Source organism: Amycolatopsis plumensis, from assembly GCF_042652605.1.
In the GTDB taxonomy this organism is placed as follows: Bacteria; Actinomycetota; Actinomycetes; order Mycobacteriales; family Pseudonocardiaceae; genus Amycolatopsis; species Amycolatopsis plumensis.
This window is the reverse complement of the sequence record NZ_JBHSJY010000001.1, coordinates 553,099-569,489: the sequence shown is the minus strand read 5'-3', so window position 1 is coordinate 569,489 and position 16,391 is coordinate 553,099. Positions and strand designations below refer to the sequence as shown.

Genomic DNA, 16,391 nt, shown 5'->3' with positions numbered 1-16,391 from the left:
GGCGACGATGACACCTCCGCCGGCGCCGGGTCTCAGGCGATCGGCCGGTCCGTCGGCGCGATCGGACGGGGCAGGACGTCCCGGCCGGTCAGGTAGGCGTCGACGCCGGCCGCGGCGCTGCGGCCCTCCGCGATCGCCCAGACGATCAGGGACTGGCCGCGGCCCATGTCACCGGCCACGAACACGTTGTCCAGGCTCGTCTTGAACGCCTTGTCGCGTGCGACGTTGCCCCGCGCGTCCAGCTCGACGCCCAGGTCCTCGAGCAGGCCCTGCTTCTGCGGCCCGAGGAAGCCCATGGCCAGCAGGACCAGCTGCGCGGGCAGCTCGCGCTCGGTGCCCTCGACCGGAACGAACTTGCCGCCTTCGTTGCGGACCTCGACCAGCTTCAACGCCCGCACCCGGCCGTCGTCGTCACCCAGGAACTCCTGCGTGTTGACCGCGTAGAGCCGCTCGCCGCCCTCTTCGTGCGCCGAGGACACCCGGTAGATCATCGGGTACGTCGGCCACGGGTGGGCGTCCGAACGCGCTTCCGGCGGCTTCGGCATGATCTCCAGCTGCGTCACCGAACGCGCGCCCTGGCGGTGCGACGTCCCGACGCAGTCCGCGCCCGTGTCGCCGCCGCCGATGACCACGACGTCGAGGCCCTTCGCGTCGAAGGGGGAGACGTCGAGCTCGCCGGACGCCACCCGGTTGGCCGGCGGCAGGAACTCCATCGCCTGGTGGATGCCGTCCAGCTCCCGGCCGGGGATCGGCAGGTCGCGCCAGTCGGTGGCGCCACCGGCCAGCACCACGGCGTCGTAGGACGAAGTCAGCTCGGCAGCGGAGACGTCCACGCCGACGTTCACCGACGTCCGGAACTCCGTGCCCTCGGCGCGCATCTGGTCGAGCCGCCGGTCCAGGCGGGACTTCTCCATCTTGAACTCGGGGATGCCGTAGCGCAGCAGCCCGCCGATCTTGTCGGCCCGCTCGAGGACCACGACGCTGTGGCCCGCGCGCGTCAGCTGCTGCGCCGCGGCAAGACCCGACGGGCCGGACCCGACGACCGCGACCTTCTTGCCCGTCTTCGCGACCGGCAGCTGCGGCGTCACCCAGCCCTCGTCGAAGGCCCGGTCGATGATGGAGATCTCGACGCGCTTGATCGTCACCGGGTCGTCGTTGATCCCGAGCACGCACGCGGTTTCGCAGGGCGCCGGGCACAGCGTGCCGGTGAACTCCGGGAAGTTGTTCGTCGCGTGCAGCCGTTCGATCGCCTGCTGCCAGTCCTCCCGCCAGGTCAGCGTGTTCCACTCGGGGATGAGATTCCCGAGCGGGCAGCCCTGGTGGCAGAACGGGATCCCGCAGTCCATGCAGCGGCCGGCCTGCTTCTGCAGCTTCGTCGTGGCGAAGTCTTCGTAGACCTCTCGCCAGTCCATCAGCCGCAGGTCGACCGGACGCCGCTTCGGCTCTTCGCGGGTGGTGGTCAGAAAGCCCTTGGGGTCAGCCATGTGCGGCCTCCATGATCGCCTCGTTCACGTCGCGCCCGTCGCGCTCGGCCTGCACCTGGGCGGCGAGCACGCGCTTGTAGTCCTTCGGCATGACCTTCCCGAAGCGGTCGACGCCCGCGTCCCAGTCGGCCAGCAGTTCCCGCGCGACCGCGGATTCCGTTTCGTTGTAGTGCTTTTCGAGGGTTTCCCGCAGGAAGTCCGCGTCTTCGGAGTCGAGCGGGTCGAGATCGACCATCTCCGGGTTGACGCGGTGCGCGGGCAGGTCCAGCACGTAGGCGATGCCGCCGGACATGCCGGCCGCGAAGTTGCGCCCGATCGGGCCGAGCACGACCATCCGGCCGCCGGTCATGTACTCGCCACCGTGGTCGCCGACGCCCTCGACGACGGCCAGCGCGCCCGAGTTGCGCACGCAGAACCGCTCGCCGACCTTGCCGCGGATGAAGATCTCGCCGCTGGTGGCGCCGTAGGCGATGACGTTGCCGGCGATGATCTGCTCCTCGGCCACGTACTGGGCTTCGCGCGGCGGCCGCACGATCAGCCGTCCGCCGGAGAGGCCCTTGCCGACGTAGTCGTTGCCGTCGCCGTAGAGCCGCAGCGTGATGCCCTTCGGCACGAACGCGCCGAACGACTGGCCGGCGGTGCCGGTGAAGGTGACGTCGATGGTGTCGTCCGGCAGGCCTTCGCCGCCCCACCGCTTGGTCAGCTCGGACCCGAGCATGGTGCCGACGGTCCGGTTGACGTTGCGCACCGGCAGTTCCAGCCGCACCTTGTCACCGGAGTTCAGCGCACCCTCGGCCAGCTGGATCAGCGTGTTGTCGAGAGCCTTCTCCAGCCCGTGGTCCTGCAGCGTCTGCTGGAGCCGCAGCCCGGCCGGGGCCATGTCGGGCACGTGGAAGATCGGCGACAGGTCGAGCCCGGACGCCTTCCAGTGCTCGATCGCCTTGCGCTTGTCGAGGAACTCGGCGTGCCCGACGGCCTCGGCGATCGACCGGAAGCCGAGCGCCGCCAGGTACTCGCGCACTTCCTGGGCGATGAACTCGAAGAAGTTGACGACGTACTCGGCCTTGCCGCTGAACTTCTCGCGCAGCTTCGGGTTCTGCGTCGCGACGCCGACGGGACACGTGTCGAGGTGGCAGACGCGCATCATGATGCAGCCGGACACCACCAGCGGCGCGGTCGCGAAGCCGAACTCCTCGGCGCCGAGCAGCGCCGCGACGATGACGTCGCGGCCGGTCTTGAGCTGGCCGTCGGTCTGCACCACGATCCGGTCGCGCAGCCGGTTGGCCAGCAGCGTCTGCTGCGTCTCGGCCAGGCCGAGCTCCCACGGGCCGCCCGCGTGCTTGATCGACGACAGCGGCGACGCGCCGGTGCCGCCGTCGTGGCCCGAGATGAGCACGACGTCGGCGTGCGCCTTCGAGACACCGGCCGCGACCGTGCCGACGCCGACCTCGGACACGAGCTTCACGTGGATGCGCGCGTTCGGGTTGGCGTTCTTGAGGTCGTGGATCAGCTGCGCCAGGTCCTCGATCGAGTAGATGTCGTGGTGCGGCGGCGGGGAAATGAGCCCGACACCCGGCGTCGAGAACCGCGTCTTCGCGATCCACGGGTACACCTTCGCGCCGGGCAGCTGCCCGCCCTCGCCGGGCTTCGCGCCCTGTGCCATCTTGATCTGGATGTCGTCGGCGTTGACGAGATACTCGCTCGTGACGCCGAAGCGCCCCGAAGCGACCTGCTTCACGGCACTGCGCCGCTCCGGGTCGTACAGCCGCTCCGCGTCTTCGCCGCCCTCGCCGGTGTTCGACTTGCCGCCGAGGCGGTTCATCGCGATGGCGAGGGTCTGGTGCATCTCCATGGAGATCGAGCCGTAGGAGATCGCGCCGGTGGCGAACCGCTTGACGATCGACGAGACCGGCTCGACCTCCTCGATCGGCACCGGCGGCCGCTGGCCGTACTTGAAGTCGAACAGCCCGCGCAGCGTCAGCAGCTTCTCGGCCTGGTCGTCGACGGCCTTCGTGTACTCCTTGAAAATCTCGTACTTGCCGGACCGCGTGGAGTGCTGGAGCTTGAACACCGTCTGCGGGTTGAACAGGTGCGGCTCGCCCTCGCGGCGCCACTGGTAGTCCGCGCCGGTCTCCAGCTCGCGGTGCGCCGCCCGGACGCCGTCGGCCGGGAACGCGTACTTGTGCCGCTTCGCGACCTCCTCGGCGAGCGTCTCGAAGCCGACGCCGCCGAGGCTGGACGTCGTGCCGGTGAAGCAGGTCTCGATGACCTCTTCGCCGAGCCCGATCGCCTCGAAGATCTGCGCGCCGGTGTAGGACGCGACCGTCGAGACACCCATCTTCGACATCGTCTTGCGGACGCCCTTGCCGAGCGCCTTGATCAGGTTCTGCGTCGCCTGCTTCGGCGTCACGCCGGGGATCAGGCCGCGGTGGGCCATCTCCTCGACGGTCGCCATCGCCAGGTACGGGTTCACCGCGGCGACGCCGTAGCCGATCAGCAGCGCGATGTGGTGCACCTCGCGGGCGTCGCCGGCCTCGACGATGAGGCCGACCTGCGTGCGCGTCTTCTCGCGGACGAGGTGGTGGTGCACCGCGCCGGTCAGCAGCAGCGAGGGGATCGGCGCGTGGTGCTCGTCGACCCCGCGGTCGGACAGCACGATCAGCCGCGCGCCGTCCTCGATCGCCTCCGACACCTCGGCGCGGATCTCGTCGAGGCGCTTGAGCAGCGCGTCGCCGCCGCCGTGCACGTTGTACCGGCCGAGCACGGTGACCGCCTGGAACTCCGGCAGGTCGCCGTCGTCGTTGACGTGCACCAGCTTGGCGAACTGGTCGTTGTCGAGCACCGGGAACGGCAGCACGATCCGGCGGCAGCTGGCCGCGTTGCCCTCGAGGAGGTTCGGCTCGGCGCCGATCTGGGTGCCGAGCGCGGTGACGAGCTCCTCGCGGATGGCGTCCAGCGGCGGGTTGGTCACCTGGGCGAAGAGCTGGATGAAGTAGTCGAAGATCAGCCGCGGCCGGCTGGACAGGGTGGCGATCGGCGAGTCGTTGCCCATCGAGCCGATCGGCTCCGCGCCGGTGCGGGCCATCGGCTCGAGGATGGCTTCGAGCTCCTCCTCGGTGTAGCCGAACGCCTGCTGGCGGCGGACGAGCGCGGCGTGCAGCGGGACTTCGCGGTCGCGCTCGGGCAAGTCCTCGAGGTGCACGAGACCGGCGTCGACCCACTCGTCGTACGGGTGCGCGGTGGCCAGCTCGGTCTTGACCTCTTCGTCCTCGATGATCCGGCCTTCGACGGTGTCCACGAGGAACATGCGGCCGGGCTCGAGGCGTCCCTTCCGGACGATCGTCGCCGGGTCGATGTCGAGCACGCCGACCTCGGAGGCGAGCACGACGAGGCCGTCGTCGGTCACCCAGTAGCGGCCGGGGCGCAGGCCGTTGCGGTCGAGCACCGCGCCGATCTGGCTGCCGTCGGTGAAGGCGACCAGCGCCGGGCCGTCCCACGGTTCCATCAGCGTCGAGTGGAACTCGTAGAACGCGCGCCGCGCCGGGTCCATCTCCTGGTGGTTCTCCCAGGCCTCCGGGATCATCATCAGGACGGCGTGGGGCAGCGAGCGGCCGCCGAGGTGCAGCAGCTCCAGGACCTCGTCGAAGCTCGCCGAGTCGCTGGCGCCGCGGGTGATCACCGGGTAGACGCGCTTGAGGTCGCCCGGGATCAGGTCGGTCTCGAGCAGCGCCTCGCGGGCGTCCATCCAGTTGCGGTTGCCGCGCAACGTGTTGATCTCGCCGTTGTGCGCCACGTACCGGTACGGGTGGGCCAGCGGCCACGACGGGAACGTGTTGGTGGAGAAGCGGGAGTGCACCAGGCCGATGGCGCTGGTGACGCGCTCGTCGGTGAGGTCGGCGAAGAAGCGCTCGACCTGCGGCTCGGTGAGCATTCCTTTGTAGACGATCGTCCGCGAGGACAGCGACGGGAAATAGACGTCGTCCTCGACGAGCTCGTGTTCGGCCCGCTTGCGGACACAGAACGCGCTGCGCTCGATGTGCAGCGGGTCCGAGTGCTCCGGCTTCGGGCGGCGCGCGGCGAGGAACAGCTGCGTGAAGTGCGGCATGGTCTCGGCCGCGGTCGGCCCGCAGTGCTCGGTGTGCACCGGCAGCTCGCGCCAGCCGAGGACGCGCATGTCCTCCTCGGCGGCGATCCGCTCGATGGTCGTCATGGCCCGGCCGCGGCGCTTTTCGTCCTGCGGCAGGAAAGCCGTGCCGACGGCGTAGGTGCCGGGCTCGGGCAGCTCGAAGTCCACGACCGCGCGGTAGAACTCGTCCGGGATCTGGATCAGCAGGCCGGCGCCGTCGCCGGTGTCCGGTTCGGCGCCACGAGCCCCGCGGTGTTCCAGGTTGCGCAACGCGACCAGGGCCTTGGCGACGATCGCATGATCTCGGCGCCCGGTCAGGTCGGCGACGAAGGCGACACCGCAGGCGTCGTGTTCGTAGTCGCTCCGGTAGAGGCCCTTGGCCTCGGCGTTGCTGAGCTGCTCCCCGGACGGGGGCAGGGAACTGGCACGGTGGGTCACGGCTGGCCGCCTCCCAAGGCGTCGGCGCGACCGGCACTCACTCCATTGGGTGGTTCGAGCTGAACCGGTTAACGAAGTGGTCCGGGACCGCGATGGTCAGTCGAGAACAGTTGTCCTGCTCGAAGTGCAAGATGACGCGAGGTACCGGCCGGGCGTCGATGCTCGGAAACCGGACGTGGGTCATCTGGGAGGCCGCACAACGCTGGGCAGCCGAACATGTCGGGTGCTGCGAGCGCGCACAGGCCGGCCACTGTGGTGGGGGCCGTCCGGAGCGCGCGGTGTTACTCCCGGGTTCGCCGGGTCTTATGACGATAGTGTGAATTCGCTGTTATCGACATACGTCGTTGCGTCCGGGTGGGAAATGCCACGCTGGCGTTGACGCGCCCGGGGGGAGTCCCATATGTCGGGCTGGATCTCCCGTAGAGCGGGCTGTAATGCGTCTGACCTGCGGAAACGTCCGTCCGAAGTGGCCTGGGGCGGCTGTCGGACCCCGGTGCCGGGGTGGGGAGCTGGGTGCATGGCGGACTGGCCCGATGACTGATCGTTATCTCTCCGTGGCTCGGGATGGCGTCCACGAGATCGAGATCAAGCGCTCCCGGTTCCTCTGCGCGCTCGCTCCGGTGACCTCGGAAGAGGCCGCGCGCGAGTTCATCACGGCCCGCCGTCGCGCGGATCCGGGTGCTCGGCACCACTGCCACGCCTTCGTTTTGGGGCCGGATGGGCGAATCCAGCGGTCCAGTGACGACGGTGAGCCCGCGGGCACGGCGGGCACGCCGATGCTGGAAGTGCTGCGCCGCCGCGAGCTGACCGACACGGTCGCGGTGGTGACGCGGTACTTCGGGGGAGTGCTGCTCGGGGCCGGTGGGTTGATCCGCGCGTACGGTCAGTCCGTTTCGGACGCTGTCGAAGTGGTTGGTGTACTAGAACACCGGCGTCTCAGCCTGGTCGAGGTGGTGGTGAGCTACGACCGCGCGGGCCGGCTGGAGAACGACCTGCGCGCCTCTTCGTACGTGCTCCACGCGACCCGCTTCGACGAGCTGGCCCGCTTCGAGGTCGGTCTGGCTCCGGGCGAGGCCGGCGCTTTCCACGGCTGGCTCGCCGACCTCACCAACGGCGAGGCGGCGACGACCGCACTCGGCGACCACTGGGTGGTCCACCGGGGCTGAGTGGTCCGGTCGCGGAACCGCTTGGCGCGCAACGAACTTTCGGTGCTTCCATCGGCAGGTTCTTTCGTGGCACCATGTCCTGCCACCGAGTTCCGGTACCACCTCGATCCCCTGAACGTTGTCAGTCCGGCAATCGCCGCGCTGACAACGTTGTCACCACGCCCGACAACGTTGTCGCCCGGCGGTAAGCGTGCGACAAGGAGAGGATGGGTCATGTCCAGACCATTGGCCGGACGGGTGCGGGCCGCCGTGCTCGCCGCGGTTCTCCTCGGCGCGGGGTTCGCCGCGCCGCCGGCCGGCGCCGCGACGCTCGCCCTCACGCAGTACGTGAATCCCTTCATCGGCACCGACAACAGCAACTCGCCGAACCCGGTGCCCGGCGGCGCCGGCGGCAGCACGTACCCCGGCGCCGTCGTGCCGTTCGGCATGGTGCAGTTCAGCCCGGACACCCCGACCGCGTCGCCGTCCGGGTACCGCTACGGCGACACCAGCATCGAGGAATTCAGCCTCACCCACTTCAACGGCGCCGGCTGCGCCAACAACGAAGATCTCGGCCTGCTGCCGATCACCGGCGCGATCAGCACTTCGCCGGGCACCGGCTGGACCGGGTACGCCGGCCGCTACACCAAGGCGAACGAGTCGGCCGCGCCCGGCTACTACAAGAACAAGCTCGACACCTACGACACCACCGTCGAGCTGTCGGCCACCCAGCGGTCCGGCTTCATGAAGCTGACCTACCCGAACACGACGTCCGCGCGGCTGCTCGTCAACACCAGCCGCAGCGCAACCGGCAGCCGTGCCGGAAGCATCGGCATCAGCGGCAGCCAGCTCACCGGTTCGGTGACCGGCGGTGGTTTCTGCGGCTCGTCGAAGACGTACCAGATCTTCTACGTCATCCAGTTCGACCGCGCGCCCAGCGGGTTCGGCACCTGGCTCGGCGGCACGGTCAGCGCCGGGAGTTCGAGCACCAGCGGCACGAACTCCGGCGGGTACGTCACCTTCGACACCTCGAGCAACTCGACCGTCCAGGCGAAGATCGGCATTTCCTTCGTCAGCCCGGCCAACGCGCAGGCGAACCTCGCCGCCGAGAACCCCGGCTTCGACTTCGCCGGGATCCGGGCCGCAGCCGACACGAAGTGGAACGACGTGCTGAACCGCGTCCAGGTCACCGGCGGGGCGACCGCGGACCTGCAGAAGTTCTACACGGCGCTGTACCACGTCTTCCAGAACCCGAACATCGCCAGCGACACGAACGGCCAGTACCGCGGGTTCGACCAGGCGGTGCACACCGCGTCCCACACCGTCTACCAGAACTACTCCGGCTGGGACATCTACCGGTCGTGGGCCGCGCTGATCGGTTTGGTCGCCCCGAACGAAGCGAGCGACATCGCGAAGTCGATGGTCCTGGACGGCCAGCAGGGCGGGTTGCTGCCCAAGTGGTCGCACAACAGCAACGAGCACTTCGTGATGACCGGCGACCCCGGGCCGATCATCGTCGGCAGCATGTACGCCTTCGGCGTCCGCGGCTTCGACACCGCGGCCGCCTTGACGCTGATGGACAAGAGCGCGAGCGGCGGCACCACGCAGGGGCAGGCGATCCGCGGCCGGGAAAGCGGTTACCTCAGCCGGCACTACGTCTACGAAGACCCGTCGGACTCGCTCGAGTACTCGGCGTCGGACTTCGCGGTGGCCCAGTTCGCGAAGGCGGTCGGCGACACCACGAAGTACACCACCTACATGCAGCGCGCCCAGTGGTGGCAGAACGTGTTCGGCCCCGACGCCGGCTACATCCAGCCGCGCGGCAGCACCGGTACCTGGGCGTGGCCGGTCGTGCCGTCGAGCAACAGCGGGTACACCGAGGGCAACCCGTCGCAGTACACCTGGATGGTGCCCTACAACTACCAGGGCCTGATCAACCTGATGGGCGGCCGCCAGACCGCCGTCCAGCGGCTGGACCACCACTTCACCCAGCTCAACGGCGGCCTCACCCAGCCGTACTTCTACATCGGCAACGAGCCCGAGCACGGCGTGCCGTGGGCCTACAACTACGCGGCCCACCCGCAGGGCACCAGCTCGGCGGTGCGGCGCGTGATGAACGAGTCGTTCACCACCGGCCCGGGCGGCCTGCCCGGCAACGACGACCTCGGCGCCACCTCGGCGTGGTACGTCTTCGCCGCGCTGGGGATGTACCCGGCGACGCCCGGCGCGGACGTCCTCGCCCTGCACGGCCCGCTGTTCCCGGCGGCTTCGATCATCCGGCCGTCCGGGACGATCCGGATCACCGGCAGCGGCGCGGGGCAGGGCGCCCAGTACGTGCAGAGCGTGAGCGTGAACGGCGTGGTGACGACCAAGTCGTGGATCCGCTACGGCGACATCGCGGGTGCCTCCACACTGAGTTACTCGATGGGGTCGTCGCCGAGCAGCTGGGGCACGAGCGTGTCGGACGTCCCGCCGTCGTACAACGACGGGTTCACGCCGCCACCCGCCGCGCCCGAGCTGGGCCCGAACCTGGCCCAGGGCAAGGCGGCCACGGGCTCGGCGTCGTGCGCCTCGGCCGAGACCCCGGACAAAGCCGTCGACGGCAGCCTGGCGGGCAACAGCAAGTTCTGCAGCACGGCGGCGACGAAGTACCTGCAGGTCGACCTCGGGTCGGCGCAGAACGTGTCGGCGTTCGTGGTCAAGCACGCCGGCCTCGGCGGCGAGACCACGGGCTGGAACACCGGCGCGTTCACGATCCAGACGTCGACCGACGGGTCGTCGTGGACGACGGTCGCGTCCGTGACCGGGTCACGGGCGAGCCGCACCTATCACCCGATCGCGACCCGCTCGGCCCGGTACCTGAAGCTCAACTTGACCACCCCGGCCAACGACGGCAACGGCGCGGCCCGCATCTACGAGTTCGAGGCCTACCGCTGACCCCTCGTGAGTGAGAAACAGTGTTCTAACACTGTTTCTCACTCACGACCGGGCCGCGGCAGACCACTCGTCGCGGGTGATGGCGTACTCGACTTCGCCGTGCTCGCTGCCCGGGGCGCGCTCGTGCTCCGGGAACTCCTCGAAGTAGGTACGGACGAACTTCATCCCCAGCTTTTCCATCACGCGGCGCGACGCCGTGTTCACCGCCATGGTGGACGCGCTCACGCGGCGGACCCCCAGTTCGGTGAAGCCCTTCGCGAGCAGTGCCGCGGAGCCTTCGGTGCCGTAGCCCTTGCCCCAGGCCTTCCGATGCAGCCGGTAACCGAGTTCGGGCTCGTCCGGCGGGTCGTCCGGGCGCGGGCGGAAATGGAACCACCCCAGGAAGTCGCCGGTGTTCTTTTCGATCGCCGCCCAGAACCCGTAACCGGGGAAACGCTCGTAGTAACCGAGGAACGCGGGGAGATCCAGCGTGACGATCTCGGCGCGGTCGGCCGGCTGTCCCCCATTGAGGTACTTCATGACGGCCGGGTCGTCGTAGAGCTCGAAGAGCGCGTCGGCGTCGTTCTCGGTGAACCGGCGGAGGATCAACCGCTCGGTTTCGAGGAATACGTGCATCGGGTGATGCTGGCAGTGACCCCAGAGTGTGGCAACGTGTTTACGCCGCGGCGGCGAAGACCTCGCCCAGCGCCCGCGAACCGGCTTCGGTGAGCAGCGCTGGCACGCGCTCGCCGCACTTGCCGGGGTGGGCGGGTGCGATCAGGCCGAGCCGCGCGAGCCGGTGCACGGTGGACTGGTCGCAGCAGCTCAGGCCGTCGATGAAGAGGTCGGGCTCGCAGCTGCAGCTGATCTCGGCGTGGCCCCCGGCCACGGCTCTCAACGTGGCCCGCTCACGATGGTTCAATGTGGTGATCATGGCGGCGCCTCCTTCCCGTCGTGCTCATTAGACGCCCCACCACCGACAGTTTCCGCCTCCGAGCGTGCGAACCCGGGTATTTCAGGGGTTCACCTAGGGTTTGGCGTGTCGCGCCGTTCCGGGGTGTAAGAGGAGTACCCCTACGGGAGCGGTTCAAGCGTCGTCTTCCGCAGGTGCCGGAAAACGATCGAGGTCCGGAACCCGACGATCTCCCGGCGCAACGCGAGCCGGTCGGTCAGGAATGCGTGCAACGCGTCGATGTCGGGGGTGGTCACTTCGATCAGGAAATCGTCGTTTCCCGCCGTGACGTATACCGAGAGCACTTCCGGGAGTTCGGCGATCGACCGTTGGAAGGAATCGATCACCGCCCGGCTCAACGGCCGCACCTGCGCCGTGACGAGCGCCCGGACGCCGCGGTTGAGGCTCGCCAGGTCGACGTCGGCGTGGTAGCCGCGGATGACACCGCGCTCGCGCAGCAGCCGGATGCGTTCGAGGCACGTCGAGGGTGCGATGCCGACCTTCCGGGCGATGTCGCGGTTGGTCTGCCGGGCGTCCTCCTGCAGGTGCCGCACGATCGCCGAATCAAGTTCGTCCAGCATTCGCTCTCCCGGTCCGTTCCGAATTTCGTTCGGCATGCCCTCGCTGACGCCGATCTTCACTCTAGCTTCGGGTCGCATGACCGCACATGAGCAGCTCGTCACCCGAAAAGGCCGTCGATCCGGCATCACCACGATGGTCGCGATCCACTCGACCGTCCTCGGCCCCGCCGTGGGCGGCTGCCGCTTCAAGCCCTACGCCACGCTCGAAGAAGCCATCGGGGACGTCCTCCGCCTGTCGGCCGCCATGACGGCGAAGTGCGCCGTCGCCGGACTGGCGTTCGGGGGCGGCAAAAGCGTCATCGCGCCCGAGCCGGGCCGCGTGCTCTCACCCGAGGAGCGCCGGGCCGTCCTGCTCGACCACGCCGACCTGATCGCCGAGTTCGGCGGCCGCTACCAGGCCGGCCCGGACGTCGGTACCGGACCGGCCGACATGCTGGTGCTCCGCGAAGCCTCGCCGTACGCGTTCTGCACGCCCGAGTCGGCGGGCGGAACCGGTTCCTCCAGCGGCCCGACCGCGGTCGGGGTGCTCGCCGCGCTCCGCGCCGCGGTCGGCTCGGCGGCCATGACCGGACGCCGGGTGGTGATCAGCGGCTACGGCTCGGTGGGTGCCCACCTCGCGGCGAGCCTGCACGCCGCGGGCGCCGACGTCGTCGTCTCCGACATCGACCCCGGCAAGCGGGCCGGCGCGGAGAAGCAGGGCCTGACCTGGGTCGACCCGGAGAAGGCCCTCACCCTCACCGCCGACGTGGTGATCCCGGCGGCGGTCGGCGGGGTGCTGAGCCCGGAGACGGTGGCCCGGCTCGACACGCCGCTCGTCGTCGGCCCGGCCAACAACCAGCTCACCGGCGACGCCGTCGCCGACACGCTCGCGGCCCGCGGGATTGTGTGGATCCCGGACTACGTGGCGAGCGCCGGCGGAATCCTGTACACACTTTCGCGCGAGGCCGAGGGCTTGGACCACGAAAGCGCGCTCGCCCGCGTCGAGACGATCGAGGACACCGTGCGCACGATCCTGGCCGCGGCCGGGGCCAACGCCACCACCCCGCTGCAGGAAGCAGCCGCCCTGGCCGAACGCCGGCTCACCCCGTCGTGAGTGCTGAGGCGGGTTAGAACCCGCCTTACCACTCACGACCGGCGGGAGCGGAGCGCGGCGAACACCTCCGGCGAGGTCGTGCATTCGCCGAGGCGGACCGGCTTGCGGTCGCCGTGGAAGTCGCTGGAGCCGGTTCCGAGCAATCCCAGGTCCGCGGCCACCTCGCGGAGGCGGTCGCGGACCTCCGGGGGCTGCTCCGGGTGGTCTGCTTCGATCCCGGCGAGTCCCGCGGCGGCGAGCGCGGCCAACTGCGCGTCGGTGACCGAAGCTCGCCGCTTGACCGAGCGCGGGTGGGCCAGCACCGCCACGCCCCCGGCCGCGCGGACCAGCGCGATCGCGTCCACCGTGGCCAGGACGTGCTTGGGCACGTCCGCGCGGCCGCCGTCGGCGATCCAGTCGGCGGTGAAGGCGTCGGTGATGCCCACCGCGGCCAGCGCCGCGGCGACGTGCGGGCGGCCCAGCGGCGCGCCCGCGGCGATCTCCCGCACCTGTGCCAGCGAGATCGGCGCGCCCAGCTCCCGGCAGCGTTCGACCATCCGCACCGCGCGGCGCTCCCGGTCGGTGCGGATCAGCTCCAGCTCGTCCGCCAGCGGGGCGAACAGCGGGTCGACGAACAGGCCCAGCAGGTGCACCTCGGACTCGTCCAGGCGGCACGAGATCTCGACACCGGGGACGAGCTCGACCTCGGTGGCGGCCGCGGAAGCCGCGGCCAGACCCGCGAAGGTGTCGTGGTCGGTGAGGGCAAGCACCGTCAGCCCGGCTTCGGCGGCCAGCCGCGGCAGGTCCGCGGGCGGCGTCGTCCCGTCGGAGGCCGTGCTGTGCGCGTGCAGGTCGATCGTCATGCCGCGGATCGTCGCACGGGTTCGGCACGCGGCGGCCCGGTCGACTTGAATGGGGGTGTGGAGATCCTCACCGACGCCGCCACGCTCGCGCTGTACACCACCGACGCGTCCAACTACCGCCACGTGCCCCGGGGGGTGGTGCTGCCGCGGACGGCCGACGACGTCGTCGCGGCGGTCGCGGCCGCCCGCGACCGTGACCTGCCGGTGATCGCGCGGGGCGGCGGGACGAGCGTCGCCGGGAACGCGTGCGGCCCCGGCCTGGTGATCGACACCTCACGCCACCTCGGCGGGGTGCTCTCGCTGGATCCCTCGGCGCGGCTCGCGCGGGTGCTGCCCGGCACGGTGCTCGACGACCTGCAGGCGGTCGCGGCCCCGCACGGCCTGCGGTTCGGCCCGGACCCGTCGACGCACAGCCGCTGCACGCTCGGCGGGATGATCGGCAACAACGCGTGCGGGTCGCACTCGGTGGCGTGGGGGCGCACGGTCGACGTCGTCCGCTCCCTGGAAGTCCTGCTCTACGACGGCACGCGGCTGCGGGTCGGCCCGGACGAGCCCACCGAGGGCCGGATCTTCGACGAGCTGCGGGCGCTGGTGCGCGACAACCTGGCGTTGCTGCGCAAGGAACTTTCGACGTGGCCGCGTCGTGTGTCCGGCTACGGGCTCGAACACCTGCTGCCGGAGAACGGTTTCGACGTCGCCAAGGCCCTGGTCGGCAGCGAGGGCACCTGCGTGACCATCCTCGAAGCGACGGTTTCGCTCGCCGAGCTGCCCCGCGAGCGCGTGCTGGCCGTCCTGGGCTTTCCGTCCGACATCGCGGCGGCCGACGCGGTGCCGTCGATCCTGCCGTGGTCGCCGCTGACCGTCGAAGGCGTGGACGCCGAGCTGGTCGCGATGCTTCCCGGCCGCGCCGGTGACCTCCCGCCGGGCGGGGCGTGGCTGTTCGTCGAGCTGGCCGGGGACGATCCGGCTTCGCGGGCCCGTTCGCTGGCCGCTTCGCTCGACCTGACGGGCTTCGCGATCGTCGACGACCCGGCCGCGCAACGCGGGCTGTGGCGCATCCGTGAGGAAGGCGCCGGGCTCGCGACGCGGCTCGCGGACGGCTCGGAGGCGTGGCCCGGCTGGGAGGATGCCGCCGTCCCGCCCGAGCGGCTCGGCGCGTACCTGCGCGAGTTCAAGGAGCTGATGCGCGCGCACGGGCGCCGCAGCGTCGTCTACGGCCACTACGGCGAAGGCTGCCTGCACCTGCGGCTGGACTTCGACCTGTTGTCTTCGGGCGGCGTCGCGGACTTCCGGCGGTTCCTGGAGGAGGCCGCGGACCTCGTCGCGGCCCACGGCGGTTCGCTGTCCGGCGAGCACGGCGACGGCCAGGCCCGCTCCGAGCTGCTGTCCCGCATGTACAGCCCGGAATTGCTGGACGTCTTCGCGCGGTTCAAGGCGATCTTCGACCCGGCCGGGCGGATGAACCCGGGCATCCTGGTGGCGCCGCGGGCGATCGACGCCGACTTGCGGGTGCGGTCGACGTCTTCGTCCTTCGAGGACAGTATTTTCCTCGGCTACCCGGAGGACCGGGGCAACTTCGGCCAGGCGATGCGGCGCTGCGTCGGTGTCGGGAAGTGCCGCAACACCAGCGGCGGCGGCGTGATGTGCCCGAGCTACCGGGCCACCCGGGAGGAACAGCACTCGACCCGCGGGCGCGCGCACCTGCTCGCCGAAATGCTCAACGGCGAAGTCATCAAGGACGGCTGGCGTTCGTCCGAAGTGCACGATGCGCTCGATTTGTGCCTCTCCTGCAAGGGATGTCTCTCGGACTGCCCCGTGGATGTCGACATGGCCACGTACAAGGCCGAGTTCTTGCACCAGCACTACCGGCGGCGACTGCGTCCGGCGTCGCACTACTCGATGGGCTGGCTGCCGCTGTGGCTGCGGGTCAGCGCTCGTGTTCCGCGGCTGGCCAACGCCATCGGACGGTCCCGGTTGGCGGGCTTGGTGAAACGGCTCGGCGGGATCGCGCCGGAACGCGCGTTGCCTTCGTTCGCCGCTTCCCCCTTCACGTCGGCGCGCGCGGATCTCCGGCGGCGGGCGACGGGGGAGCGCCGGGTGGTGCTGTGGCCGGACTCGTTCAACAACTACCTGACGCCGTCGGTGCTGGACGCCGCCCACGAGGTGCTCACCGCGGCCGGGTACGACGTCGTGCTGCCGGACCGTGGAGTCTGTTGTGGACTGACGTGGGTGTCGACGGGCCAGCTCGGCGGCGCCCGGCGGGTCCTGGACCGGACGCTGTCCGTGCTGGCGCCGTACCTGGAGGACGGTTACGAGGTGGCCGGGCTGGAACCGAGCTGCACGGCGCTGTTCCGCGGCGACCTGCCCGCGCTCATGCCGGGTGACGAGCGTGCCGCGCTGCTGGCTTCCCGGACGTTCACCTTCGCCGAACTGCTGGAGCGGGCGCCGATCCCGTTCGCGGCCCTCGACGTCGACGCGATCACGCAGGTGCACTGCCACCAGCACGCGGTTCTCGGCTTCGGCGCCGACGAGTCCGCGCTGAAGGCTGCGGGGGTACGCAATACGACGTTGGACTCGGGGTGCTGCGGCCTGGCGGGCAACTTCGGCTTCGAGCGCGGCCACTACGACGTTTCGAAGGCGGTGGCGGAGGACCGGATGCTGCCCGCGATCCGCGCGGCCGCCCCGGAGACGGTCGTGGTGTCGGACGGCTTCAGCTGCCGGACGCAGATCGCCCAGGAGTCCGGCCGGACCCCGGTGCACCTGGCGGAACTGCTGCGCCGCGCGCTCCCGTGACCCCTCTGCCGCAGCTCGTCG

At 70.3% G+C, this 16,391-nt stretch carries 10 protein-coding genes; 4 read left to right on the top strand and 6 right to left on the bottom strand.

The genetic code is table 11. The features are described 5' to 3' along the window. Positions 1 to 32 precede the first annotated feature (32 nt). Together ACFPLC_RS02750 and gltB are read right to left on the bottom strand one after the other, a co-directional pair. Positions 33 to 1,484 carry a glutamate synthase subunit beta gene (locus ACFPLC_RS02750; RefSeq protein ID WP_378198973.1) on the bottom strand — a complete coding sequence of 484 codons (1,452 nt, stop codon included), beginning with the start codon at positions 1,482 to 1,484 and terminating at the stop codon, positions 33 to 35. After that, positions 1,477 to 6,048, bottom strand: coding sequence for a glutamate synthase large subunit (gene gltB / locus ACFPLC_RS02745; RefSeq protein WP_378198976.1), 4,572 nt, complete (start codon positions 6,046 to 6,048; stop codon positions 1,477 to 1,479). The genes ACFPLC_RS02750 and gltB overlap by 8 nt, the downstream gene beginning before the upstream one ends. Before the next feature lie 533 nt (positions 6,049 to 6,581). Here gltB and ACFPLC_RS02740 point away from each other — a divergent pair. Together ACFPLC_RS02740 and ACFPLC_RS02735 are read left to right on the top strand one after the other, a co-directional pair. Next, positions 6,582 to 7,214, top strand: coding sequence for a YigZ family protein (locus ACFPLC_RS02740; RefSeq protein WP_378198979.1), 633 nt, complete (start codon positions 6,582 to 6,584; stop codon positions 7,212 to 7,214). Positions 7,215 to 7,427: 213 nt separating this feature from the next. Continuing rightward, positions 7,428 to 10,130: a GH92 family glycosyl hydrolase gene (locus ACFPLC_RS02735; RefSeq protein ID WP_378198982.1), complete on the top strand. Its 2,703-nt coding sequence runs from the start codon at positions 7,428 to 7,430 to the stop codon at positions 10,128 to 10,130. A 42-nt stretch (positions 10,131 to 10,172) separates the two neighbouring features. On the opposite strand, the gene ACFPLC_RS02730 is transcribed toward ACFPLC_RS02735, so the two are convergent. From ACFPLC_RS02730 to ACFPLC_RS02720, 3 genes are all read right to left on the bottom strand, one after another. Then, positions 10,173 to 10,745 carry a GNAT family N-acetyltransferase gene (locus ACFPLC_RS02730; RefSeq protein WP_378198985.1) on the bottom strand — a complete coding sequence of 191 codons (573 nt, stop codon included), beginning with the start codon at positions 10,743 to 10,745 and terminating at the stop codon, positions 10,173 to 10,175. A gap of 40 nt (positions 10,746 to 10,785) precedes the next feature. Next, the gene (locus ACFPLC_RS02725; protein WP_191310549.1) at positions 10,786 to 11,043 is read right to left on the bottom strand and encodes a hypothetical protein; all 258 of its coding nucleotides are present in this window, start codon (positions 11,041 to 11,043) and stop codon (positions 10,786 to 10,788) included. Between the two features lie 140 nt (positions 11,044 to 11,183). After that, positions 11,184 to 11,639, bottom strand: coding sequence for an Lrp/AsnC family transcriptional regulator (locus ACFPLC_RS02720; RefSeq protein ID WP_191310833.1), 456 nt, complete (start codon positions 11,637 to 11,639; stop codon positions 11,184 to 11,186). Positions 11,640 to 11,718: 79 nt separating this feature from the next. Between ACFPLC_RS02720 and ACFPLC_RS02715 the strand changes: the two genes are divergently transcribed. Beyond that, positions 11,719 to 12,735: a Glu/Leu/Phe/Val dehydrogenase dimerization domain-containing protein gene (locus tag ACFPLC_RS02715; RefSeq protein ID WP_378198988.1), complete on the top strand. Its 1,017-nt coding sequence runs from the start codon at positions 11,719 to 11,721 to the stop codon at positions 12,733 to 12,735. A gap of 32 nt (positions 12,736 to 12,767) precedes the next feature. Here ACFPLC_RS02715 and ACFPLC_RS02710 read toward each other — a convergent pair whose 3' ends face one another. Continuing rightward, on the bottom strand, positions 12,768 to 13,577 hold the full coding sequence (locus tag ACFPLC_RS02710) for a PHP domain-containing protein (protein ID WP_378198991.1): 810 nt from the start codon (positions 13,575 to 13,577) through the stop codon (positions 12,768 to 12,770). A 57-nt stretch (positions 13,578 to 13,634) separates the two neighbouring features. Between ACFPLC_RS02710 and ACFPLC_RS02705 the strand changes: the two genes are divergently transcribed. Next, positions 13,635 to 16,370: an FAD-binding and (Fe-S)-binding domain-containing protein gene (locus ACFPLC_RS02705; RefSeq protein WP_378235676.1), complete on the top strand. Its 2,736-nt coding sequence runs from the start codon at positions 13,635 to 13,637 to the stop codon at positions 16,368 to 16,370. Positions 16,371 to 16,391: the final 21 nt, after the last annotated feature.